Source organism: Streptomyces sp. NPDC090088 (genome assembly GCF_044747345.1).
Taxonomy (GTDB): Bacteria; Actinomycetota; Actinomycetes; order Streptomycetales; family Streptomycetaceae; genus Streptomyces.
The window spans coordinates 52,476-74,129 of sequence record NZ_JBIVDZ010000009.1 but is presented as its reverse complement, the minus strand read 5'-3'; the positions used below and the strand labels follow the sequence as shown (position 1 = coordinate 74,129).

The following is a 21,654-nucleotide window of genomic DNA, read 5'->3' as shown; positions in this document are numbered from 1 at the left end:
AGGGAGGAGACGGACGCCATGTCCGACCGCGACCCGCAGCCGGTGGAGCGTCAACTGCCCACGGAGGAGGCGAGGGACCTGCTCTCGCTGGTCCGGGAGATCGCCCAGCGCGAGATCGCGCCGAAGGCGGCCGAGGAGGAGGACGCCGGCCGCTTCCCGCGCGAGGTCTTCACCCTGCTCTCGGAATCAGGCCTGCTCGGCCTGGTCTACGACGCCGAGTACGGCGGCGGCGACCAGCCCTACGAGGTCTACCTCCAGGTACTGGAGGAGCTGGCGATGGCCCGCCTCACCGTCGGCCTCGGTGTCAGCGTGCACACCCTCGCGAGCTACGCGCTCGCCGCCTACGGCAGCAAGCAGCAGCAGGTCGAGCACCTGCCCGCGATACTCGGCGGCGGCCTGCTCGGCGCCTACTGCCTCTCCGAGCCCGCCTCCGGCTCCGACGCGGCCTCCCTGCGCACCCGGGCCGTCCGCGACGGCGACCACTGGGTGATCAACGGCACCAAGGCCTGGATCACGCACGGCGGCATCGCCGACTTCTACACGGTCATGGCCCGCACCGGCGGGGAGGGCTCGCACGGCATCACCGCCTTCCTGGTCCCCGGCGACGCCGAGGGCCTGAGCGGCGCGGCGCCCGAGAAGAAGATGGGCATGAAGGGCTCGCCCACCGCCCAGGTCCACTTCGACGACGTCCGGGTGCCCGACGAGCGCCGCCTCGGCGAGGAGGGCCAGGGCTTCGCCATCGCCCTCTCCGCGCTGGACTCCGGCCGGCTCGGCATCGCGGCCTGCGCGATCGGCCTGGCCCAGGCCGCCCTGGACGAGGCGGTCGCCTACGCCACCGGGCGCCGGCAGTTCGGCCACCCCATCTCCGACTTCCAGGGCCTGCGGTTCATGATCGCCGACATGGCCACCCAGATCGAGGCCGGCCGGGCCCTGTACCTCGCGGCGGCCCGGCTGCGGGACGCGGGCCGGCCCTTCGCCAAGCAGGCCGCCATGGCCAAGCTGCACTGCACCGACACCGCGATGAAGGTGACCACCGACGCCGTCCAGATCCTCGGCGGCTACGGCTACACCGCGGACTTCCCGGTGGAGCGCTACATGCGCGAGGCCAAGGTCCTGCAGATCGTCGAGGGCACCAACCAGATCCAGCGGATGGTCATCGCCCGTCAGGTGGCGGGGCCGGAAAGTCGCTGAACTGCCCGCGGGAGACCGTCGGGGCCGCCAGCCTGATCCACTCCGGGTCGTGGCGGCCCGGCAGGGTGCGGCCCCGGTCGGCCCAGGTCCGCATGAGATCGCGGTAGATGGGCGGATCCTGCGGCACGGGCGGCGGAAGCGATTCCGCGGGCGGCGGCACGAAGATCCGGCGCTGACGGCCGAGGGCGGCGTAGGTGGTCGTCATGCCCGGCCAACGCGGCGGGCGCCGCCCTGGTCACCGATCGCCCGAATCGGGCGTGAGTTCGTGGACGTCCGCTCCCGGATCTGGCCACTCCCCGCTTTCTGACGTACCGTCAGCCGGACCGTCTCCAGCCTCCGGGGAGGCCCGCCATGGCCGACGACCGTCCCGTACCGCTCGACGAGTACCCCGTGCACCAGGTCCCGCTCTCCATGAAGCACGTCGCCACCGGGGACCGGAACGCCTACGACCGCTGCATCTTCCACGTCCTCGACCACAGCGGCCACGCCCTGCTCATCCTGGGCCTCGGCGTCTACCCGAACGTCGGTGTCACCGACGCCTACGCCACCCTGCGCACCGGCGACACCCTGTACGCGGTACGCGCCTCGGACGCCCTGGGCGAGGACCGGACGCGGCTCGCGGTCGGCCCGCTGCGCATCGAGGTCGAGGAGCCGCTCCGCCGCTTCCGCCTGACCTGCGAGGACGACGCGCTCTCCTACGACCTCACCTGGACCGCCGACTTCCCGGCCCTGTGGGAACCCCACCACCTCCAGCGCCGGGGCGACCGGCTGACCCTGGAGGGGCGCAGGTTCGTGCAGGCCGGGGGAGTCTCCGGGGTGATCCGGGCCGGCGGCGAGGAGTTCCGCGCCGACCCCGCGGGCTGGACCGGCACCCGGGACCGCAGCTGGGGCGTCCGGCCGGTACCGGGGGAGGAGGGCGGACGGCTCGCCGAGGCGCACCCGACCGAGGGCTTCCACTGGATCTGGTGCCCGGTCCGCTTCGAGGACCGCTTCCTGATGGTCGTCACCCAGGAGGACGCCGACGGCTACCGCACCCTGAACGACGCCACCCTGGTCCGCCCCGGCCGGCGCGACCGCCAACTCGGCTGGCCCCGGACCGAGATCGGCTACCGCTCCGGCACCCGGCACCCCGAGCACGCCGTCGTCCACCTCGGCGACCCGCGCAAACCCCAGGAGCTGGAGGTGGAGATCCTCGCCTCCTCACCGCTCGCGGTCGGCGCCGGCTACCCACCGGCCGACGACTGGCAGCACGGCACCTGGCAGGGCCCCGGCTGGGTCGACCGCCGTACCTACGACATGACCGCACCGCACCCTCGCGCCGCCTACGGCGTCACCGACCACTCCGCCCGCTTCCGCCTGGACGGACGCGTCGGCCACGGCATCTTCGAGCACGGCTCGTTCGGCAGACACGATCCGAGCGGCTTCACCGGCTTCGACTCGGTGGCGCCCTGAGGGAGGAGGCCGGCATGACGACGAAACCGCGCCCGCGCACCACCACCCGCGACCCCGAGGATCTCACCCGCCGGCTGACCGCCTGGCTGGACACCCGGCTCCCCGGCGCCCGGGCCGTCGGCGTCACGGTCCCCGCCTCCAACGGCATGTCCAGCGAGACCCTGCTCTTCGAGATCGCCCACCCCGAACCGCCGCTGCGGCACTGCGCGTTGCGGCTCGCCGCCGACCCCTCGGCGTACACCGTCTTCCCCTCGTACGACATGACCCGCCAGTACCGCACCCTGCGGCTGGTCGCCACGCACACGGACCTCCCCGTGCCCCGCGTCCTGTGGCTGGAGGAGGACCCGGAACCCCTCGGCGCGCCCTTCTTCGTCATGGAGCGGGTCGAGGGACGGGTGCCGCCCGACGTCATGCCCTATACGTACGAGGGCAATTGGCTGCACGCGGCGAGCGACGCCGACCGTGAGCACCTGGAGGCGCGGTCCGTGGGCCTGTTGGCCCGGCTCCACGACCAGGTCCCCCCGGCGGAGGCCGAGTTCCTCGCCCTGCCCGGCGACGGCGACGCCCTGCGCCGACACGTCGAGTCCCAACGCGCCTACTACGCCTGGGTGGTGGACGGAGTCGCCCGCTCACCCCTGATCGAGGCCGCGTTCGACCGGCTGACGGAGCTGTGGCCGGACCACACCGGCACGCCGGTCCTCAACTGGGGCGACGCGCGCATCGGGAACGTCGTCTACGACGGCTTCGACCCCGTCGCCGTCCTCGACTGGGAGATGGCGGCACCGGCCCCGCGCGAGGTGGACCTCGGCTGGACCGTCTATCTGCACCGCTTCTTCCAGGACCTCACGGCCGCCTCGGGACAGCGGGGGCTGCCCGGCTTCCTGCGCCGGGACCGGGTCGAGGCCCGCTATGCCCGGCTGACCGGCCACACCCCGCGGGACATGGACTTCTACACCCTGTACGCCGCCCTGCGGCACGCCATCGTCATGCTGCGCGTCGCCTATCGGCAGGTGCACTTCGGCGAGGTCGCCGTCCCGGCGGATCCGGACACACTGATCCTGCACCACGGCAGTCTGCGCGCCATGGTGCAGGGCAGCTACTGGGATGCGGTGCGGTGACTCAGGCAGCCTGGCGGCCGACGGCGTAGCCGCCGAGGCGCATCGCCGGTACCCGCATCGGGCGCGAGCCCACGCCGCCGACGTGCGAGAAGGGCTGCGTCCGCCAGTCCAGACCCTGCGGAAGGGTGAGCAGGATGGCGGTGTCCTGCTCCTGCGACTCGACCGAGTCGTCCGCGGACGGCACGTCGTCCGCCGCGCGGCCCGTACCGGCACAGACCGTGAGCCCGAACGGGTTCCACGGTGAGGCGCACAGCGCGTGCTCCGGCAGGAACTCCTCGTCCGCCAGCAGCGCGATGGACTGCGCGCAGTCCGGGCAGATCACCCGGAACATCTCGAAGGTGTCGTAGGTGTCCGGCTCGCCGACCTCGTAGAGGTCGGGTTCGACGCCCTCCGGCTCGGGCTCGACGACCAGCTGCGGGCGCTTGGGCGTGGTGCGACCAGGGCGCTTGAGACTCTGCATGGGTAACTCCCCCTCGGGCTGGGCCGTAAGGCGCTGCGGCCTCGACCACAGCAAGCACTTCCCGTCCGCTCTCGGAGGTAATCACGAGAGCATCACGGAGCCCGTTCGGGGGCTGTGGCGTTCGTCACATGCCGCCCGCAGGTGCCCGGTGCGGTGGTTTTGTCCCTCAGGCGGCTCACAGCCTGCCCCGCGTCACATCACGAACCGGCCATGACCTGCGCCGCTGAGGTATCCCAGGAGATCAGGCGCAATGTAGTTTTTGCGCCATGGAGGAGCTGGACCGTCAAATTGTGCAGCTGCTCGTCAAGGACGGGCGGATGAGCTACACAGACCTGGGCAAGGCCACGGGTCTTTCCACGTCGGCCGTGCACCAGCGGGTGCGTCGGCTGGAACAGCGTGGCGTGATCCGCGGCTATGCCGCGGTCGTCGACCCGGAGGCCGTCGGGCTGCCCATGACGGCGTTCATCTCGGTGAAACCGTTCGATCCCAGCGCGCCCGACGACATCGCGGACCGGCTGGCCGGCGTTCCCGAGATCGAGGCGTGCCACAGCGTGGCGGGCGACGAGAACTACATCCTCAAGGTGCGGGTGGCCACGCCGCACGAACTGGAGGAGCTGCTGGCGCGGCTGCGGGGCCTGGCGGGGGTGTCGACGCGGACGACGGTGGTGCTGTCGACGCCTTATGAGGCACGGCCGCCGAGGATTTGAGCGCCGGTGCGGCCTGTGCGTCGTCTGCGGGTGCGTTGTGGCTGGTCGCGCCCACGCGGCGGAGCCGCATATTTGATACGGCCCCGCGCCCCTGACGGGGCGCGTTTCGGGTGCCCCTCGTTCAAAGTGATCGGTGTGAGGGGTGAGACTGGTCTCCATGAGTGAGCGCGCCCCCGAGCCCAAGACCGTTCTTCTCCGTCGTGGAGAGGTGCACAGCCCCGCCGATCCGTTCGCGACCGCGATGGTGGTGGAGCGGGGGCAGGTGGCCTGGGTCGGGTCCGAGGGGGCCGCCGACGCCTTCGCGGACGGGGTCGACGAGGTTGTCGACCTGGATGGCGCGCTGGTCACTCCCGCCTTCACGGACGCCCACGTGCACACCACGTCCACCGGGCTCGCGCTGACCGGCCTCGACCTGTCCGGGGCGGGCTCGCTGGACGCGGCGCTCGCGCTGGTACGGGACTTCGCCGCCGGTCGCCCGGGTGACCAGGTGCTGCTCGGGCACGGCTGGGACGCCTCGCGCTGGGCCGAGGGCCGGCCGCCGAGCCGCGCCGAGCTGGACGCGGTCACCGGTGGACGCCCGCTGTATCTCTCCCGGATCGACGTCCACTCGGCGGTCGTCACCACGGCCCTGCTGGACCTGGTCCCGGGCGTGGCCCCCCGGGAGGACGCCCCGCTGACGAGCGACGACCACCACGCCGTACGCGCGGCGGCGTTCGCGGCCGTGACGCCCGTACAGCGCGCCGAGGCGCAGCGCACCGCGCTGGCGCACGCGGCCTCCCTCGGTATCGGCACCGTGCACGAGTGCGGCGGGCCGAAGATCTCCTCCGAGGACGACTTCACCGGACTGCTGCGGCTCGCGACCGAGGCGCCGGGACCCCGGGTGGTCGGCTACTGGGCCGAGGAGAATCCGGACAAGGCGCGTGAGCTGGGCGCGGCCGGTGCGGCCGGTGACCTGTTCGTCGACGGGGCGCTCGGCTCGCACACCGCCTGTCTGCACGAGCCGTACGCCGACGAGACCCACACCGGCTCCGCCTACCTGGACACGGCCGCCGTCGCCGCCCATGTCATCGCCTGCACCGAGGCCGGCCTCCAGGCGGGCTTCCACGCCATCGGCGACGCCGCCGTGACCTCCGTGGTCGAGGGGGTGCGCGCCGCCGCCGAGAAGGTCGGCCCGGCCCGTGTGCGCGCCGCCCGGCACCGGGTCGAGCACGCCGAGATGCTCACGCCCGGGCACATCGCCGCCTTCGCCGAGTTCGGTCTGATCGCCTCGGTGCAGCCCGCCTTCGACGCGCTGTGGGGCGGGGCGGAGGGGATGTACGCGCAGCGGCTCGGCATCGAGCGGGCCCGCACCCTGAACCCCTTCGCGGCCCTCCTCAAGGCCGGGGTACCGCTCGCCTTCGGCTCCGACAGCCCGGTCACGCCCCTCGACCCCTGGGGGACCGTCCGCGCCGCCGCCTTCCACCACACGCCCGAGCACCGCGTCTCGGTCCGCGCCGCGTTCACCGCGCACACGCGCGGCGGCTGGCGGGCGATCGGCCGGGACGACGCGGGCGTCCTGGTGCCCGGCGCGCCCGCCGACTACGCGGTCTGGCGCACCGACGAACTCGTGGTGCAGGCCCCCGACGACCGGGTCGCCCGCTGGTCCACCGACCCGCGCTCCGGCACCCCCGGCCTGCCCGACCTGACCCCCGGCCGCGACCTGCCGGTCTGCCTGCGCACGGTGGTGGGCGGCCGGACCGTGTTCGTACGACCGGGCGAGTGACCCGGCGCATTCGTACGGCCGGGCGAGTGATCTCCCGGGGTGGCGTGATCGTGATCGTCGGCCACCGGCCCGTCGCGCGACCTGCGCATCCTCCGCGCTGACCAGGGGTTTGAGGTTGTTTGCGCAGGTCAAACGGCTGTTGACAGCCAGCGGCAGCGGGCCGGTAGGTTCGGCCGAGTCCACCACCGGACGCCCGACCGGGGAGCAGTTCGCGCACTCGTCGCAGCGCCGCTGGGTCAGGGACGGTGTGCCGCACCGGGGCACCGTCACTGGGAGCCAGGCTCAGCGCCCGCGCCGACGAGGGAACGTTCCGGCCGGTCGGGAGGTGTGACCCGGGTGGGGCCCGGAGCTCAGTAGACAACGGCTTTCGGTCGACCCGCAGCCAGCGGGTCCCAGGTCGGCCCGAAGGGCGCCGGGCCCCCATCCGCAGGGGAACAGAGTGGCTCCGCGGGCGAACAGGATGGCGAAAGAACGGATGACCGCCACCCGAAACGGGCATCCTTACCCCGCTCTTGCGGAATCGACACCACCATACGAATGAGCTGTCACGTCAGCGCAGGCAGCGGCCACTATGGTGGACCCCTGCGTACGACATGAAGGGGCAGCAGTGAACGACGGCGACGGGACCCTCGCGGCACAGGCCCAGGGGAGGCGGTTCGGCCCGCTCGGCACGGCCTTGGTGATCATTCCCACGTACAACGAGGCGGAGAACATCAAGTCCATCGTCGGCCGGGTGCGCCAGGCCGTCCCCGAGGCACATGTGCTGGTGGCGGACGACAACAGCCCCGACGGCACGGGCAAGCTCGCCGACGAACTGGCCGCGGAGGACGACCACGTCCAGGTGCTGCACCGCAAGGGCAAGGAAGGCCTCGGTGCCGCCTATCTCGCGGGCTTCCGCTGGGGCATGGACAACGGTTACGGCGTGCTCATCGAGATGGACGCCGACGGCTCCCACCAGCCGGAGGAGCTGCCCCGCCTGCTGACCGCGCTGAAGGGCGCCGACCTGGTGCTCGGCTCCCGCTGGGTGCCGGGCGGCCGGGTCGTCAACTGGCCGAAGTCCCGCGAGTTCATCTCCCGGGGCGGCTCCCTGTACTCCCGCCTCGCCCTGGACCTCCCGATCCGGGACATCACCGGCGGCTACCGCGCCTTCCGCCGGGAGACCCTGGAAGGGCTGGGGCTCGGCGAGGTCGCCTCGCAGGGCTACTGCTTCCAGGTCGACCTGGCCCGCCGTGCCATCAAGGCCGGGTTCCATGTCGTCGAGGTGCCCATCACCTTCGTCGAGCGTGAGCTGGGCGACTCCAAGATGAGCCGCGACATCCTGGTGGAGGCCCTGTGGCGGGTCACCTCGTGGGGCGTCACCGAGCGGGTCGGCAGGATCACCGGCAAGGGCAGGACGTCCTAGCGGAAAACCCACAGATCCGGCTGATCAACCCCTTATCCCGCACTGAGCCGGGCCCAGGCACACTGGACGCATGACGACTGGCGCGCAGACCCCTCCGTACACCGACCGGCCCCGGCGCTCCCGGCTTGCCAGATACCTGCCGTTGGGCATCGCCGCATGGCTGGTGCTGGAGGTCTGGCTGCTGACCGTGGTCGCGGGCGCGGCGGGCGGCATGACCGTGTTCCTGCTGCTGGTGGCGGGTTTCGTCGCGGGTTCCGTGGTCATCAAGCGGGCCGGCCGACGTGCCTTCCAGAGCCTCAACGAGGCGATCCAGCGCGGCGGCTCCCCGGAGAGCGGCGGTGGCAACGGCCTGATGATGCTGGGCGGCCTGCTGCTCATGATCCCCGGCCTGGTCTCCGACGCCCTCGGTCTGCTGCTCCTGCTGCCGCCGGTGCAGAAGGCGGTCTCCCGCCTCGCGGAGCGCACCTTCGAACGCAAGCTCCGCGCCGCCGCCCCCGGCACCCTGGGCAACGCCTTCCAGCAGGCCCGTATGCACCGCCCCGACGGCAAGGTGGTCCAGGGCGAGGTGATCCGCGACGCCGGCCCGCAGCCGGGCGACGACCGGCCGGGAGAGCGGCCGCCGCTGACGCGGTGACCGCCCCCGGCCGGGCAGCCGGGAGCGGCTCCCCGCGCGGGCACGCAGAAACGAGGGCGCCGCACGTTCACTGAACGTGCGGCGCCCTCGGTTTTGGTTATGTCGGCTTCCCGTTGGACGGGACTATGCGGACTTGCGGCTGTCCCTGGGATGAATCGCGATGTTCATCGCCCCGGAACGCAGAACCGCCAGACGCTCCTCGAGGACCTCTTCGAGCTCCTCGCGGGTGCGCCGCTCCATCAGCATGTCCCAGTGGGTACGCGCGGGCTTGGCCTTCTTCTCTTCAGGGCCGTCGCCGTCCACGAGGAGTGCCTGGGCCCCGCAGACCTTGCACTCCCACTCCGGCGGGATCTCCGCCTCGACCGAGAAGGGCATCTCGAACCGGTGCCCTTTCTCGCATGCGTACTCCACGGCCTGGCGCGGGGCCAGGTCGATACCGCGGTCCGTCTCGTAGCTGGTCACCACGAGGCGCGTACCGCGAAGAGCTCGCTCACTCATGAATCGTGCCTCCCGGGCTTGTCGCCCACAGGACAGGTGTCGCTGTCGTCGTCATCCGGTCAACGTCCGGTCGGCGGTAAAGATTCCCGTTCCGGGTCATGCGTCGCCGTCGTAGCCGCCCCTTGTTGTACCCACCAGCGCCCGGTTTGTCACATCTGCTAGCAGATGTCACCCAGCGTTTCGGCATCTTTGACGCGCAGTAACGGTACGCCTGGCAGGCCAAACGCGTACACTACCGCCCTTCCGCGTTGAACGCTAAATCTTCCCGCTGGATCTTTTCGCGGATCTTCCCTCAGATCTTCTGCGGAACCGGATTGCCCGCCTCGCCGATCGCCTGCCGCACCGGTACTCGCGCCAGCAGCACGAAGCCGATGACGAAGAAGGCCACCAGCGAGATGATCGCCGAGCGGTAGCTCCCGGTCAGCTGGTAGGTGACCCCGAACAACAACGGTCCCAGCCAGCTCATCCCCCGATCGCTCATCTCGTACGCCGCGAAGTACTCGGCTTCTTTGCCGGGCGGCACCAGATGCGAGAACAAGGAGCGGGACAGGGCCTGGCTGCCGCCCAGCACGAGGCCGATGCCGGACGCGAGGACGAAGAACCACACCGGCGCCCCGGCCGGCAGGAAGTACCCCGCCGCCAGCGTCACCGTCCACGCCACCAGCGAGCCCAGGATCGTGCGCTTCGCCCCGTACGTCCGGGCCAGCCGCCCCATCGTCAGGGCGCCCGCCACGGCCAGCACCTGCACCAGCAGGACGGCCCCGATGAGCGTCGACTGGCCGAGCCCGAGCTCCTCGGAGCCGTAGACGGACGCCTGCGAGATCACCGTCTGGATGCCGTCGTTGTAGATGAGGTACGCCAGCAGGAAGGAGAGCGTCAGCGGATGGCGGCGCATGTCCCGGACGGTCGCCGCGAGTTGACGCAGCCCCGGCGCCGTCGCCTCGGCCGGCGTCCGGCCGCCCCGGTCGCGCAGCCGTCGTAGCGGGACGAGGGTGAAGGCGCCCCACCACAGACCCGCCGCGGCCAGGCAGATGCGGACCGCCTCCGTCTCGGACAGGCCGAAGGAGTCGTGCGCGGAGTACAGGACCAGGTTGACGATCAGTACCAGGGAGCCGGCCAGGTAGCCGAAGGCCCAGCCCCGGGAGGAGATCGCGTCGCGTTCCTCGGGCGGGGCGATCTGCGGGAGGTAGGAGTTGTAGAGCATCAGGGCGACGGACTGGGCGGCGTTCGCGACGACCAGCAGCACCCCGCCGAGCAGATAGCGGTCGCCGTCCAGGAAGAACATGCCCGTGGTCGCCGCGGCCCCGGTGTACGCGGCCGCGCCCAGCAGGTGCTTCTTGCGGCCGGTGCGGTCGGCGGCGCTGCCCACCAGGGGCATCAGCACCACCGCGAGGATCACTGACAGGGAGACCGAGTAGGCGAAGAAGGAGCCCGCCCGCACCGGGACGCCGAGCGGATGCACATAGCCGTCGGCGTCCGCCGCGTGCTCGGCGACCGAGGTGAGATAGGGGCCGAGGAACACGGTGAGGACGCTCGTCGAATAGACCGAGCACGCCCAGTCGTAGAAGTACCAGCCGCGCTGTTCGCGCCGCAGCTCGGCGGCCTCGTCCAAGGCCCCCGTCCGCACGGTCTCGGTGCCCACCCGTGCCCTCGCCTTTCCCGTGGCGGTGCCGTGCGCGTCTCAGAACCAGACGCCGCGGTCCCGCATGACCTCGCGCAACGTGTCGATGTGATCGGTCATGATGCCATCGACTCCCAGGTCCAGGAGCCGGTGCATCCGCTCGGGTTCGTTGATGGTCCACACGTGGACGTGCAGCCCGAGCGCGTGGGCGGCGCGCACGAAGCGCCGGTCGACCACCGGGACCCCAGACTGCGACTCCGGCACCTGGGCGGCGACGGCCGACCGGCGCACCGACGCGGGCAGCCCCCAGGAGCGCAGCCGCAGCCCGACCACACCGCGGGTGCCGAACGAGGTGGCCAGCCGCGGACCGGCCAGCCGCTGCGCCCGCAGCACCCGTGCCTCCGAGAACGACCCCACGCACACCCGGTCGTAGGCGTCCGTCTTCTCGATCAGGTCGAGCAGCGGTCGCAGCGCCGGTTCCGCCTTGGCGTCCACGTTCCAGCGGACGTCGGGGAACTCTTCGAGCAGCTCCTCGAAGAGGGGGAGCGGCTCACGGCCCGCCACCCGCGCCTGCCGTACGTCCTGCCACGGCAGGTCGGCGATCCGGCCGGCCCCGTCGGTGACCCGGTCCAGCGTGTCGTCGTGGAAGGCGACGAGCCTGCCGTCCACCGTCGCGTGCACATCGGTCTCGATGTACCGGTAGCCGAGCTCGACCGCGCGCCGGAACTGCGCCACGGTGTTCTCCAGGCCCGCCGCGGCCCCGCCCCGGTGGGCGAAGGGGATGGGACCGGGGTGATCCAGGTACGGGTGGCGTATCAGCGTGCTCACGGGCGAAGTATGACCTGCGCCGATGACCCCTTGGCAACGACCGTACTGCCACCGGATGCCGCCGGAACGGCGAACACCTTCAGGAACAGCTGCGCCAGCGGCCCGATGGACACCGCGTACAGCACGGTGCCGACCCCGACGGTCCCGCCGAGCGCGAACCCCGTGACCACCACCGCGACCTCGATCCCCGTCCGGATCAGCCGGATCGACCGGCCGCCGCGACGGTGCAGCCCGGTCATCAGACCGTCGCGCGGACCCGGCCCGAAGCTCGCCGCGATGTACAGGCCGGTCGCCGCCCCGTTGAGCACGATGCCCGCCGCCATCAGCGGGATCCGCACGGCGAACGCGTGCGCCTCGGGGACGAGCGCCAGCGTGGCGTTCATCGCGAGCCCGATCACGAAGACATTGGAGACCGTGCCCAGGCCCGGCCGCTGGCGCAGCGGGATCCACAGCAGCAGCACGGCCGCGCCCACGACGATCGACACCGTGCCGATGCTCAGCCCGGTGTGCCCGGCGAGCCCCTGGTGCAGCACCCCCCAGGGCTCCAGGCCGAGGCCCGCCTCGACGAGCAGCGCGGAACTCATGCCGTACAGCGTGAGCCCCGCGTAGAGCTGGACCAACCGTCGTCCGAGACGGCCTTGCGTGGACAAGGGATACCCCCCTGGTGGTAAAGGTGGCCTGACCCGTGTCACTCTGTGGCTGGGTCGAGACGGCCGGCCATGGCCAATTCGGGGAAGGTGGACTGATTCGGATGGCGCAGTGGACCTCGGCGGTGGGTGCCGCACAGCTCGCCCGGCTGCTCAACTCGCAGCAGGAACGGCCCGCCGGCCCGGGCACCCGGCGTCCGCCCGCCTATCGCGCCCTCGCCGACGGCATCCGGCTGCTGGTCCTCGAAGGACGCGTCCCCGTCGCCGCCCGGCTGCCCGCCGAACGCGAACTGGCGCTGTCCCTGTCCGTCAGCCGTACGACGGTGGCGGCCGCCTACGAGGCGCTGCGCGCGGAGGGGTTCCTGGAGTCCCGGCGGGGTGCCGGCAGCTGGACCGCCGTCCCGGCGGGCAACCCGCTCCCCGCCCGCGGCCTCGAACCGCTGCCCCCCGAGGCCCTCGGCTCGGTGATCGACCTCGGCACCGCCGCGCTGCCCGCGCCCGAGCCGTGGCTGACCCGTGCGGTCCAGGGCGCCCTGGAGGAACTCCCGCCGTATGCCCACACGCACGGCGACTACCCGGCCGGGCTCCCCGTCCTGCGCGCGATGATCGCCGAGCGCTACACGGCACGCGGCATCCCCACCATGCCCGAGCAGATCATGGTCACGACCGGTGCGATGGGCGCGATCGACGCGATCTGTCATCTCTTCGGCGGGCGCGGCGAACGCATCGCCGTCGAGTCGCCGTCGTACGCCAACATCCTCCAGCTGATGCGGGAGGCCGGCGCCCGTCTCGTCCCCGTCGCGATGGCCGAAGGGCTGTCGGGCTGGGACGTGGACCGCTGGCGGCAGGTGCTGCGGGAGGCGGCGCCCCGGATCGCGTACGTGGTGGCCGACTTCCACAACCCCACGGGGGCGCTGGCCGACGAGGACCAGCGCCGTCGGCTGGTGGACGCGGCCCGCTCGGCGGGCACGGTGCTGGTCGCCGACGAGACGATGAGCGAGCTGTGGCTGGACGCGGACGTGGAGATGCCCCGCCCGGTCTGCGGCTTCGACCCGGCGGGCTCGACCGTCATCACGGTCGGTTCCGCCAGCAAGGCCTTCTGGGCGGGCATGCGCATCGGCTGGGTACGGGCGGCTCCCGACGTGATCCGCAGCCTGGTCGCGGCGCGGGCCTACGCCGACCTGGGGACGCCGGTGCTGGAGCAGCTGGCGGTGAACTGGCTCTTCGGCACCGGGGGCTGGGAGCAGGCGGTCGACCTGCGCCGGGCGCAGGCGCGCGAGAACCGGGAGGCGCTGGTGACGGCGGTCCGGCGGGAGCTGCCGGAGTGGGAGTTCGAGGTTCCGCAGGGCGGTCTGACGCTGTGGGTGCGGACCGGGGGGCTGTCCGGTTCGCGGCTGGCGGAGGCGGGGGAGCGGGTGGGGGTACGTGTCCCGTCGGGGCCGCGGTTCGGGGTCGACGGGGCCTTCGAGGGGTATGTGCGGCTTCCGTTCACCGTGGGGGGAGCGGTGGCGGACGAGGCGGCGATGCGGCTGGCGGCCGCGGCGCGGTTGGTGGAGGCGGGGGCGTCCGGGGGGAGCGAGTCGCCGCGGACTTTTGTGGCGTAGTGGGTCAAGTGCGGGTGGGTGGGGGCTGGTCGCGCAGTTCCCCGCGCCCCTGAAGGGGCGCTTCACAGCCGCCTCTCGCAGCGGCACCCTGCCGGCGCCGGTAAGCGTCCCACCCCCACCTCAGCCCTCGGCTACGGCAGCCTCCACCGGTACCGCGTCGTCCAGTTCCCCGCTTCGCGGTGGCAGCAGCGACAGCACCGCCTCGCGGTAGACGTCGCTCGTGGCGTCGTCGTACGGGTCGGGGGTGGCCGGTACCTGGAGGCGGAGTACCGGGCCGTGGCCGAGTCGGGCGTAGCCGCGGCCGGGCGGTACCTGGGCCAGGGGCGTGGTGTGGGGTGGGGCGCCCAGTACCGCCGCGAGTTCGTCGGGCAGGGCCGGGCCCAGGACGACACGCGCGGGGGTGTGCTGTCGTACCGCCTCGCTCAACGCGTCCGCGCTGTCGAGCTGTTCGGCGATGACCACGGTGACGTTGGCCGCGCGGCCGTGGCGGAGGGGGACCTGGAGGTGGGACTGCGGATCGGGGTGGCCGGCCGCGGAGGCCAGGTGGACGAAGGCGCTCGGCCGGTCCAGGAGGATCCACAGGGGGCGCTTGCAGTCGTCCGGCTGCGGGTGGCCGGCCTGCCGTGCGCGGTTGAGGGCGACGAGCCGGCGTTCCGTCTCGTGCGCGGCCCATTCCAGGCTGGCGAGCGCTCCGGTGAGCCCGCACTCCACGGCGAGGACCCCGTCCCGGCCGGTGAGGCACGCGTACTCGCCGGTGCCGCCGCCCTCGACGACCAGGACGTCGCCGTACTGGAGCGCCTGCAGGGCGACGGAGCGCAGCAGGGTGGAGGTACCGCTGCCGGGGCGGCCGACGACCAGCAGGTGCGGCTCGGTGGAGCGGGCACCGGTGCGCCAGACGACCGGCGGGACGTCCCGCCGCTCCTCGCCGTAGGCGAGCGGGAGGGTGCGCTGGACCTCGGCGGGGTCGGTGAAGCCGAGGACCGTCTCGCCCGGCGCGGTGACGAAGCGCTGGGCGGCGATGTCGGTGGGCAGCGGGGCGAGGACGTTCACCGTGAGGTGGTTGCCCTCCTCGTCCCACGCGAAGTGGTACTCGCGGCCTCGCCCGGACTTCGCGGTGAGGAGGTTCTCGATCCGGGCGCGGGCCGCGGGCTCGCCGTCCGGGAAGTAGGCGGGGTAGCGGATCAGGAGCTGGCCGACCCGGCCCGTGTCGTCGAACTCGTGGGCGATGAAGGCCTTCTCCCACTCCCCGCCGTGTGCGTACAGCGGCGCCGGGTCCTCGGCGGCCGAGAAGTACGGCACCAGGGCCTCGTACAGGGACTGGAGCCGCTGGGTCTGCGACTCGTCGGGGCCCTCCGGCGGGGGTGGGGCGGTGTCACGGCCGTGCCAGGCGCTCGCCGCCATCAGGGTGATGACGGCGAGCAGGGGACCGTACGGCACCAGTGCCACGACCAGGACGACCGAGGCCACCAGGAAGAGCAGTGGCCCCCGCTTGTCCTTGGGTGTCTCCGCCCATCTGCGCCGCCCGGCCGAGGCCAGCCGGCGCAGTCCGCGGGTGACGGTGATGAGCGGATGGAGGACGTCGGTGGCACTGTCGGCAGCCGTCCGGGCCAGCTCCCGGCTCCGGGCGAGCTGCATGCCGCCGTTGCTCAGAATGCGAGGAAGAGGGCGCCGGGCCACTGCTGTCTCCTGACGGTGCGTACGGACGGGAGCGGCGTCAGAACTTGATGCCGCCGAGCAGGCTGGCCAGGCTCTCGCCGCCTGCCTTGATGCTCGGTGCGATGGCCGTGCTGGCGAGGTAGAAGCCGAAGAGCGCCGAGATCGTGGCGTGCGACGCCTTCAGCCCGTCCTTCCGGAAGAAGAGAAAGACGATGATGCCGAGCAGGACGACGCCTGACATGGAGAGGATCATTTGAGATCTCCTGGTGTCGAAGGGGGACAGTCACCATGAGTTCTTCCAGGATCACAGCAGGTATCCATACGATAAAAGGTGCAATGGGGTGAATTCTGGCGAATTTCACTCGGTTGGTGGATCATTCCTGACCTGTGCTGACTGCGGTGATCTTTACCTCGGGCGGAACCGGTCATGTGCACCCAGAGCCAGTACGCTGACGATTCACTCGTACGGCCCCGCGGCCCGCCCGTTGCCGTACGCTCCACCCGTCCGCGAAAGTCCCCGCAGCACACAGGAGAGGCGGTCCGTGCGATGAGCGAAGCCCCCGACCCCGAGGTCGTGGAGCTGGCGACCAAGATCTTCGATCTGGCCCGGCAGGGGCGGACCGAGGCGCTCGTGGCCTACGTCGACGCGGGCGTTCCGGCCAACCTCACCAACGACCGCGGCGACTCCCTGGTGATGCTCGCCGCGTACCACGGGCACGCCGAGGCGGTGCGCGAACTGCTGGCCCGGGGCGCCGAGGCGGACCGGATCAACGACCGAGGCCAGACCCCGCTCGCGGGGGCGGTCTTCAAGGGTGAGACGGAAGTGATCAAGGTGCTTCTGGAGGCCGGCGCGGACCCGGCCTCGGGCACCCCGTCGGCCGTCGACACCGCACGGATGTTCGGCAAGGCGGAGATTCTGGATTTGTTCGGTACCCACTGATACGTCTGTTCTGACCAGCGAAAACACACATAACGGGGGAGGCGGTACAGGGCCGCCGAAATTTCGGTCGCGGCAGGTCGAAGTGCCGAGTCATCATGACGTCGTGATTCACGGACGCGATGGCTGGGCAGGTGTTGCCGCACCGCGCGGGCCGTGATCGGCCCGCATGGGCCACTGACGAGAGGCAGAGAGAAATGGTCTACAGCAAGCAAGAGACGGCGGGCGCTCCGACGTTGTGTCACGCGGCCAGGTAATGCGTGCTCCCCGGTTGCGTCGACGCTTGATGTGAGGCTGTTTCCCATGTTCGATCCGGTCATAGCGCCCAGCGGCACGCTGCTCGGCCTGCTCCAGCGGGGCCGAGGCGACGGCACGCTGCACGCGCTCACCGCCCCGCGCGCCGAGGCGCTCGCGGCTCTGAACCACTGTGTGCTGAGCGACCCCCGCCACGACTGGCAGGTGGAGAACCGCTCGCTCTACTACGCCCGGCTCTACCTCGACCTGAACGGCGAGCTGGACGCCATCGAGGCGCATCTCTTCGACCCCGAGGACGTCCTCGACGACGAGGAGTCCCGTACCGGCCTCGCGCTGGCCGTGCTCGGGCACCTCGCCTCCTACGGCAGGCGGGACGCGCTCGCACTGCTGCGCAGGTACGCCGCCACCGGCTCCAACTGGGCCTGGGCCCTGGACGAGCTCGCCCTGCGGGACGACGACGCGGGTCTGCGCGCCCTGGCCGCCCCGGTGCTCGCGCGCTTCACCACGGACGCCGAGGGCGAGGCCGAACTGGCCGCCGCCGTCCGGGACGCCTTCGAACCACGGCCCTGGCGGCTGTGGGCCGACGATCCGCGCGAATCGATCGCCACGCGCGTGCGTGCCGCGCAGGAGACCGGCTGCTTCGACCGCTGGCAACGCCAGATGCGACCTACCGGGCCCCGTCCGGGGTGGAGCGTGCGGGCGGTCTTCGAGTGGGCCCAGCAGGGCGTCGACCGGGGCGCGGCCCTCCATGTGCCGGCCGCCCGCTGCCTGGTCGCCGTGGCCGGACCCGAGGACCGGCCGGAGATCCTCCAGGCCGCCAAGGACGGCACCGACGGAGCCCGCTGCACCGCGTTGCGCTACCTCGCGGACAGCAACGACCCCGACGCGCTGAACCTCATCGAGGCCGCGGTCGCCGACGGCACCGCCGCCGTCCTGGAGGCGGCCGTCGACGCCTTCGAACGCATGCGCAGCATCGCCGCCGTCGACCGGGCCCGCGGCTGGGCCCGCCGGCCCGACGCCCTGGGCGCAGCCGCCGGACGGATGCTCGCCTGCCGGGGCGGAGCCCAGGACAGCGAACTGGTCCTCGCGGCCCTCCGGGAGGCCGTACGCGGCGAAGGCCCCGACGCCCCGACGCTCTGGACGCTCGTCGACGGCACCGGACGGCTGGGCATCGCCTGCGCCGCACCCGTCCTACGGCACGTCTACCGCGAGACGGCCTCGTCCCATCTCCGCGGCCGCGCCGCCCGCGCCCTGGCCGCCACCGATCCCTCCTTCGCCACCGGCTTCGCCGTCGAATGCCTGTGGGACTGCGAGGAGACCACCCGCGAGATCGCCGCCCGGCACGCCGAGACCGGTGACGCCCGGGTCGTCGAACAGCTCCGCCGGCTCGCCGCCGACCCCGCCGAGGAGGCCGAGGTCCAGACGGCCGTCCGCAGCCGCATCGGACCGGACACACCCGCCGTGTGACACATCCACGGGGGACGACGGCTTCACCACGGGAACCACGGGGGGTTCCCCGCACGTTCCGTACGCGGACGACCGCCCGCCGGGTGAACAGCCCGTGACCGACAGGCCAGCCACGCGTGGACGCAGGCTGGCCCGCTCGGGTGTGCAGGCCAACGCTCATGGGACGTTTAACCTTCGGAAAGATCCACTTTGACGCGGCCACGTCCAGCGCGGCGACAACACCGGTATGCGTGTCGTCATCGTGACCGAATCCTTTCCCCCCGATGTGAACGGCGTGGCCCACTGCGCGCTCCAGACCGCCCGACACCTCGTCGATCGCGGTCACGCTCCCCTCGTCGTCGCACCGGCCCCCGCCCCCGGAAACAGGCTCGCCGCGGCCGCCGCGCCGTGCCCTGTCGTCCATGTCCCCTCCCTTCCGCTCCCGGGCTATCCCCAGGTCCGCGTGGCTCTCCCCAGCCGCAAGCTCGCCACCGCGCTGATCGAGCACCGTCCCGACGTGGTGCACCTGGCCAGCCCCTTCATCCTCGGCGTCCGCGGCATGGCCGCCGCCGCCCGGCTCGCCATCCCGGCCGTCGCCGTCTACCAGACCGACCTGGCCGGATACGCCCGTACCTACGTGGGCGCCGGCGAGGCCGCCGCCTGGCGGCGGATCCGGTCCGTGCACGGCGCCGCCGACCGCACCCTCGCCCCGTCCACCGCGTCGATCAGCGACCTGGAGGCGCACGGCGTCCCCCGGATCCAGCTGTGGCAGCGCGGCGTGGACACCGTCCGCTTCCGCCCCGAGTTCCGCGACGAGGCACTGCGCCGCGAGATCGCCCCGAACGGCGAGGTCATCGTCGGCTACGTCGGCCGGCTCGCCCCCGAGAAGCAGATCGAACTGCTCTCCGGGGTCTGCGGCCTGGACGGCGTCAAGGTCGTGATCGTCGGCGACGGGCCCAGCCAGGCGCACCTCACCGAGGCGCTGCCCGGCGCGGTCTTCCTCGGCCGCCGCACCGGCTCCGACCTCGCCCGGATCTTCGCCTCCTTCGACGTCTTCGCGCACACCGGCCCCTTCGAGACGTTCTGCCAGACCGTCCAGGAGGCCATGGCCAGCGGCGTCCCGGTCGTCGCGCCCGCCGTCGGCGGCCCGATCGACCTGGTCGACCACGGCCGCACCGGGTTCCTGGTCCCGCCGCGCGACGCGGGCGCCGTCCGCGAGGCCGTGGCGTCCCTGGTGGCCGACCCCGCGCTGCGGGCCGGCTTCGGCGCCGCCGCCCGCCAGACCGTCGAGGGCCGCACCTGGGCCGCCGTCGGCGACCAGCTGATCCAGCACTACGAGGACGTGCTCGCGGCACGCCGGCCGGTGGTGGCTGCATGAGCGCCACTTCGTCCGCGCCCCTGCGCATCGTCCGGCTGGCCAACTTCGTGGCCCCGTCGTCGGGTGGTCTGCGCACCGCCCTGCGCGAGCTCGGGAAGGGCTTCGTGGCCGCCGGCCACGAGTCGGTCCTGATCGTCCCGGGCGAGCGCTACTCGGACCGGGACGAGGAGCAGGGCCGGGTCATCACGCTGCCCGGCCCGCTGCTGCCCGGCACCGGCGGCTACCGCGTCCTCGTCGACAAGAAGCGGGTGCAGACCCTCCTGGAGCGCCTCGCCCCGGACCGCCTGGAGGTGTCCGACCGGACCACCCTGCGCTGGACCGGACGCTGGGCCCGGCGCGCCCGGGTCCCCGCCGTGATGGTCTCCCACGAGACCGCCGACGGTGTCCTGCGCACCTGGGGCCTGTCCGAGAACATGTCCCGGCGGACCGCCGACGCCCTCAACATCCGCACGGCGCACACCTACGCGCGCGTGGTGTGCACCACCGAGTTCGCCGAGCGCGAGTTCATCCGCATCGGCGCGCGCAACGTCGTACGCGCCCCCCTGGGCGTCGACCTGATCGGCCGCCATCCCTCGATGCGCGACCTCGACCTTCGGGCGCGGTACGCGCGCGACGACGAGGCCCTGCTCGTCATGTGCTCGCGGCTGTCCGTGGAGAAGCGGCCCGGCACCGCCCTGGACGCCCTGGAGGCGCTGGTACGGCGCGGGCGCCGGGTCATCCTGGTCGTCGCCGGCGACGGGCCGCTGCGGGAGCGCCTGGAACAGCGCGCGCGGGAGCGCCGGCTGCCGGTGACCTTCCTGGGGCACGTCTCCGACCGGGACACCCTGGGCTCGCTGCAGGCCTCCGCCGACGTGGCGCTGGCGCCCGGGCCCGCCGAGACCTTCGGGCTCGCCGCGCTGGAGGCCATGGCCTGCGGGACCCCCGTGGTCGCCAGCGCCTCCTCCGCGCTGCCCGAGGTGATCGGCTCCGCGGGGGCCACCGCGGCCGACCGCGGGGAGGCGTTCGCCGACGCGGTGGAGACGCTCCTGGAGCGCCCCGCCGCCCAGCGCCGGGAGACGGCACGCGCGCGTGCGGAGTGCTTCGGCTGGGGAACGGCCGTGGAGGCCTTCCTCGCCGCGCACGACGCGCCGGTGCTGTGCCGTCGTGACGAGAGCGGAGCGACGGAACCGGTCCGTCGTGTCGTGCCGGAGGGCGTGGCATGAGAGCGGTTCGTTTCGTGGCGCTCGGGGACTCGCTGACCGAGGGCGTGGGCGACCCCGCCGGCGACGGGTGGCGCGGCTGGGCCGCGCTGCTCGCCGGCGGACTCGCCGTCAAGGACGTGGACTTCACCAACCTCGCGGTCAGCGGGGCGCAGACCCGGGACGTGCTGGAACGCCAGACCCCGGCCGCACTGGACCTGCGCCCCGACATCGTCGCCGTCGTCATAGGCGTCAACGACACCCTGCGCTGCACCTTCGACATCCACGCGGTGGCCGAGCGGCTCGACAGGGTCTACGCGGCCTTCACCCAGCAGGGCGCGATCCTGCTCACGGCCTGCCTGCCCGACCCCGGCTCGATGCTGCGGCTCCCGGGCGCCCTGGCCCGCCCGCTGGCCCGCCGGCAGCGCGCGGTCAACGCGGTCGTGCACGCCCTGTCCGAGCGGTACGGGGCCGTCCATCTGCACGCGGCGGAGGGCGCCTGGCTCACCGACCGCGGGCTGTGGAGCGCGGACCGGCTGCACCCGTGCGAGCGCGGGCACCGGCAGCTCGCCGTCCGCTTCCACGCGATGCTCGCCCCGATGGGCAAGGCGACGGGGACGGCGCCGTCCCCCGAGCCCGAGTTCGCGGCGCCGACCAAGTCGGCGAGCCTGTTGTGGCTGGCCACCGCCGGCACCGCCTGGGTGATCAGGCGCTGCCGCGACCTGCTGCCCCAGCTGATGCGGCTGGCCCTCGACGAGATGCGGCACCGCCGCAAGGGGACCAGCGCCCGTCTGGACCTGAGCGCGTCGGCCGCCGTCTCCGCCGCGCTCGCCGCCCTCCACCCGCCGGAGCGGCCCGCCGACGCCGCGTGAGACCGCCG

General features: G+C 72.6%; 21 protein-coding genes. 13 read left to right on the top strand and 8 right to left on the bottom strand.

Going from position 1 to position 21,654, the window contains the following annotated elements:
• Positions 1–18: 18 nt before the first annotated feature.
• Complete coding sequence (locus ACIPSJ_RS37180) at positions 19–1,191, top strand: acyl-CoA dehydrogenase family protein (RefSeq protein WP_401352611.1); 1,173 nt, start codon at positions 19–21, stop codon at positions 1,189–1,191.
• On the opposite strand, the gene ACIPSJ_RS37175 is transcribed toward ACIPSJ_RS37180, so the two are convergent.
• Positions 1,154–1,396: a hypothetical protein gene (locus tag ACIPSJ_RS37175; RefSeq protein ID WP_359220262.1), complete on the bottom strand. Its 243-nt coding sequence runs from the start codon at positions 1,394–1,396 to the stop codon at positions 1,154–1,156. The genes ACIPSJ_RS37180 and ACIPSJ_RS37175 overlap by 38 nt on opposite strands.
• A gap of 146 nt (positions 1,397–1,542) precedes the next feature.
• Between ACIPSJ_RS37175 and ACIPSJ_RS37170 the strand changes: the two genes are divergently transcribed.
• Positions 1,543–2,643: a hypothetical protein gene (locus ACIPSJ_RS37170; protein ID WP_401352609.1), complete on the top strand. Its 1,101-nt coding sequence runs from the start codon at positions 1,543–1,545 to the stop codon at positions 2,641–2,643.
• Positions 2,644–2,657: 14 nt separating this feature from the next.
• Positions 2,658–3,761: a phosphotransferase family protein gene (locus tag ACIPSJ_RS37165; RefSeq protein ID WP_401352607.1), complete on the top strand. Its 1,104-nt coding sequence runs from the start codon at positions 2,658–2,660 to the stop codon at positions 3,759–3,761.
• A 1-nt stretch (position 3,762) separates the two neighbouring features.
• On the opposite strand, the gene ACIPSJ_RS37160 is transcribed toward ACIPSJ_RS37165, so the two are convergent.
• On the bottom strand, positions 3,763–4,221 hold the full coding sequence (locus tag ACIPSJ_RS37160; RefSeq protein WP_359220255.1) for a hypothetical protein: 459 nt from the start codon (positions 4,219–4,221) through the stop codon (positions 3,763–3,765).
• A 266-nt stretch (positions 4,222–4,487) separates the two neighbouring features.
• Between ACIPSJ_RS37160 and ACIPSJ_RS37155 the strand changes: the two genes are divergently transcribed.
• The 4 genes from ACIPSJ_RS37155 to fxsA all read left to right on the top strand — a co-directional run bounded on the left by ACIPSJ_RS37155 (position 4,488) and on the right by fxsA (position 8,726).
• Entirely contained in the window at positions 4,488–4,928 is a 441-nt protein-coding gene (locus ACIPSJ_RS37155) for an Lrp/AsnC family transcriptional regulator (RefSeq protein WP_053759891.1), read from the top strand.
• Positions 4,929–5,085: 157 nt separating this feature from the next.
• Entirely contained in the window at positions 5,086–6,690 is a 1,605-nt protein-coding gene (locus tag ACIPSJ_RS37150) for an amidohydrolase (RefSeq protein WP_401352605.1), read from the top strand.
• 607 nt (positions 6,691–7,297) lie between these two features.
• Positions 7,298–8,092 carry a polyprenol monophosphomannose synthase gene (locus tag ACIPSJ_RS37145; RefSeq protein ID WP_355720838.1) on the top strand — a complete coding sequence of 265 codons (795 nt, stop codon included), beginning with the start codon at positions 7,298–7,300 and terminating at the stop codon, positions 8,090–8,092.
• A gap of 70 nt (positions 8,093–8,162) precedes the next feature.
• Positions 8,163–8,726 carry an FxsA family membrane protein gene (fxsA, locus tag ACIPSJ_RS37140; RefSeq protein ID WP_401352602.1) on the top strand — a complete coding sequence of 188 codons (564 nt, stop codon included), beginning with the start codon at positions 8,163–8,165 and terminating at the stop codon, positions 8,724–8,726.
• Between the two features lie 123 nt (positions 8,727–8,849).
• On the opposite strand, the gene ACIPSJ_RS37135 is transcribed toward fxsA, so the two are convergent.
• From ACIPSJ_RS37135 to ACIPSJ_RS37120, 4 genes are all read right to left on the bottom strand, one after another.
• Positions 8,850–9,224 carry an RNA polymerase-binding protein RbpA gene (locus tag ACIPSJ_RS37135; protein ID WP_010046329.1) on the bottom strand — a complete coding sequence of 125 codons (375 nt, stop codon included), beginning with the start codon at positions 9,222–9,224 and terminating at the stop codon, positions 8,850–8,852.
• A gap of 292 nt (positions 9,225–9,516) precedes the next feature.
• Positions 9,517–10,866, bottom strand: a complete 1,350-nt coding sequence (locus tag ACIPSJ_RS37130; protein WP_401352600.1) for an MFS transporter — start codon at positions 10,864–10,866, stop codon at positions 9,517–9,519.
• Positions 10,867–10,905: 39 nt separating this feature from the next.
• Complete coding sequence (locus ACIPSJ_RS37125) at positions 10,906–11,673, bottom strand: glycerophosphodiester phosphodiesterase (protein ID WP_401352599.1); 768 nt, start codon at positions 11,671–11,673, stop codon at positions 10,906–10,908.
• Entirely contained in the window at positions 11,670–12,323 is a 654-nt protein-coding gene (locus ACIPSJ_RS37120) for a YitT family protein (RefSeq protein ID WP_401352597.1), read from the bottom strand. The genes ACIPSJ_RS37125 and ACIPSJ_RS37120 overlap by 4 nt, the downstream gene beginning before the upstream one ends.
• Positions 12,324–12,424: 101 nt before the next feature.
• On the opposite strand from ACIPSJ_RS37120, the gene ACIPSJ_RS37115 reads away from it, so the two are divergent.
• Positions 12,425–13,924, top strand: a complete 1,500-nt coding sequence (locus tag ACIPSJ_RS37115) for a PLP-dependent aminotransferase family protein (RefSeq protein WP_359224708.1) — start codon at positions 12,425–12,427, stop codon at positions 13,922–13,924.
• A gap of 120 nt (positions 13,925–14,044) precedes the next feature.
• On the opposite strand, the gene ACIPSJ_RS37110 is transcribed toward ACIPSJ_RS37115, so the two are convergent.
• Entirely contained in the window at positions 14,045–15,601 is a 1,557-nt protein-coding gene (locus tag ACIPSJ_RS37110; RefSeq protein WP_401352595.1) for a hypothetical protein, read from the bottom strand.
• A gap of 37 nt (positions 15,602–15,638) precedes the next feature.
• Positions 15,639–15,833 (bottom strand): hypothetical protein, encoded by a 195-nt coding sequence (locus ACIPSJ_RS37105; RefSeq protein ID WP_355722683.1) that lies wholly within the window; start codon positions 15,831–15,833, stop codon positions 15,639–15,641.
• A 294-nt stretch (positions 15,834–16,127) separates the two neighbouring features.
• Between ACIPSJ_RS37105 and ACIPSJ_RS37100 the strand changes: the two genes are divergently transcribed.
• The 5 genes from ACIPSJ_RS37100 to ACIPSJ_RS37080 all read left to right on the top strand — a co-directional run bounded on the left by ACIPSJ_RS37100 (position 16,128) and on the right by ACIPSJ_RS37080 (position 21,646).
• The gene (locus ACIPSJ_RS37100; protein WP_359224704.1) at positions 16,128–16,520 is read left to right on the top strand and encodes an ankyrin repeat domain-containing protein; all 393 of its coding nucleotides are present in this window, start codon (positions 16,128–16,130) and stop codon (positions 16,518–16,520) included.
• Between the two features lie 300 nt (positions 16,521–16,820).
• On the top strand, positions 16,821–18,239 hold the full coding sequence (locus tag ACIPSJ_RS37095; protein ID WP_359224702.1) for a HEAT repeat domain-containing protein: 1,419 nt from the start codon (positions 16,821–16,823) through the stop codon (positions 18,237–18,239).
• Positions 18,240–18,465: 226 nt separating this feature from the next.
• Positions 18,466–19,596: a glycosyltransferase family 4 protein gene (locus ACIPSJ_RS37090; RefSeq protein WP_401352592.1), complete on the top strand. Its 1,131-nt coding sequence runs from the start codon at positions 18,466–18,468 to the stop codon at positions 19,594–19,596.
• On the top strand, positions 19,593–20,798 hold the full coding sequence (locus ACIPSJ_RS37085; protein WP_359224697.1) for a glycosyltransferase: 1,206 nt from the start codon (positions 19,593–19,595) through the stop codon (positions 20,796–20,798). The genes ACIPSJ_RS37090 and ACIPSJ_RS37085 overlap by 4 nt, the downstream gene beginning before the upstream one ends.
• Complete coding sequence (locus tag ACIPSJ_RS37080) at positions 20,795–21,646, top strand: SGNH/GDSL hydrolase family protein (protein ID WP_401352590.1); 852 nt, start codon at positions 20,795–20,797, stop codon at positions 21,644–21,646. Before ACIPSJ_RS37085 ends, ACIPSJ_RS37080 begins: the two co-directional genes overlap by 4 nt.
• Positions 21,647–21,654: the final 8 nt, after the last annotated feature.

Excerpts from the sequence above, each read along its gene's own strand:
- ACIPSJ_RS37165 (WP_401352607.1), top strand. The coding sequence starts at position 2,658 with ATGACGACGAAACCGCGCCCGCGCACCACCACCCGCGACCCCGAGGAT.
- ACIPSJ_RS37105 (WP_355722683.1), bottom strand. The coding sequence starts at position 15,833 with ATGATCCTCTCCATGTCAGGCGTCGTCCTGCTCGGCATCATCGTCTTT.
- ACIPSJ_RS37155 (WP_053759891.1), top strand. The coding sequence starts at position 4,488 with ATGGAGGAGCTGGACCGTCAAATTGTGCAGCTGCTCGTCAAGGACGGG.
- ACIPSJ_RS37095 (WP_359224702.1), top strand. The coding sequence starts at position 16,821 with ATGTTCGATCCGGTCATAGCGCCCAGCGGCACGCTGCTCGGCCTGCTC.
- fxsA (WP_401352602.1), top strand. The coding sequence starts at position 8,163 with ATGACGACTGGCGCGCAGACCCCTCCGTACACCGACCGGCCCCGGCGC.
- ACIPSJ_RS37180 (WP_401352611.1), top strand. The coding sequence starts at position 19 with ATGTCCGACCGCGACCCGCAGCCGGTGGAGCGTCAACTGCCCACGGAG.
- ACIPSJ_RS37090 (WP_401352592.1), top strand. The coding sequence starts at position 18,466 with ATGCGTGTCGTCATCGTGACCGAATCCTTTCCCCCCGATGTGAACGGC.
- ACIPSJ_RS37150 (WP_401352605.1), top strand. The coding sequence starts at position 5,086 with ATGAGTGAGCGCGCCCCCGAGCCCAAGACCGTTCTTCTCCGTCGTGGA.
- ACIPSJ_RS37080 (WP_401352590.1), top strand. The coding sequence starts at position 20,795 with ATGAGAGCGGTTCGTTTCGTGGCGCTCGGGGACTCGCTGACCGAGGGC.
- ACIPSJ_RS37115 (WP_359224708.1), top strand. The coding sequence starts at position 12,425 with ATGGCGCAGTGGACCTCGGCGGTGGGTGCCGCACAGCTCGCCCGGCTG.
- ACIPSJ_RS37170 (WP_401352609.1), top strand. The coding sequence starts at position 1,543 with ATGGCCGACGACCGTCCCGTACCGCTCGACGAGTACCCCGTGCACCAG.
- ACIPSJ_RS37100 (WP_359224704.1), top strand. The coding sequence starts at position 16,128 with ATGAGCGAAGCCCCCGACCCCGAGGTCGTGGAGCTGGCGACCAAGATC.
- ACIPSJ_RS37085 (WP_359224697.1), top strand. The coding sequence starts at position 19,593 with ATGAGCGCCACTTCGTCCGCGCCCCTGCGCATCGTCCGGCTGGCCAAC.
- ACIPSJ_RS37135 (WP_010046329.1), bottom strand. The coding sequence starts at position 9,224 with ATGAGTGAGCGAGCTCTTCGCGGTACGCGCCTCGTGGTGACCAGCTAC.
- ACIPSJ_RS37175 (WP_359220262.1), bottom strand. The coding sequence starts at position 1,396 with ATGACGACCACCTACGCCGCCCTCGGCCGTCAGCGCCGGATCTTCGTG.
- ACIPSJ_RS37160 (WP_359220255.1), bottom strand. The coding sequence starts at position 4,221 with ATGCAGAGTCTCAAGCGCCCTGGTCGCACCACGCCCAAGCGCCCGCAG.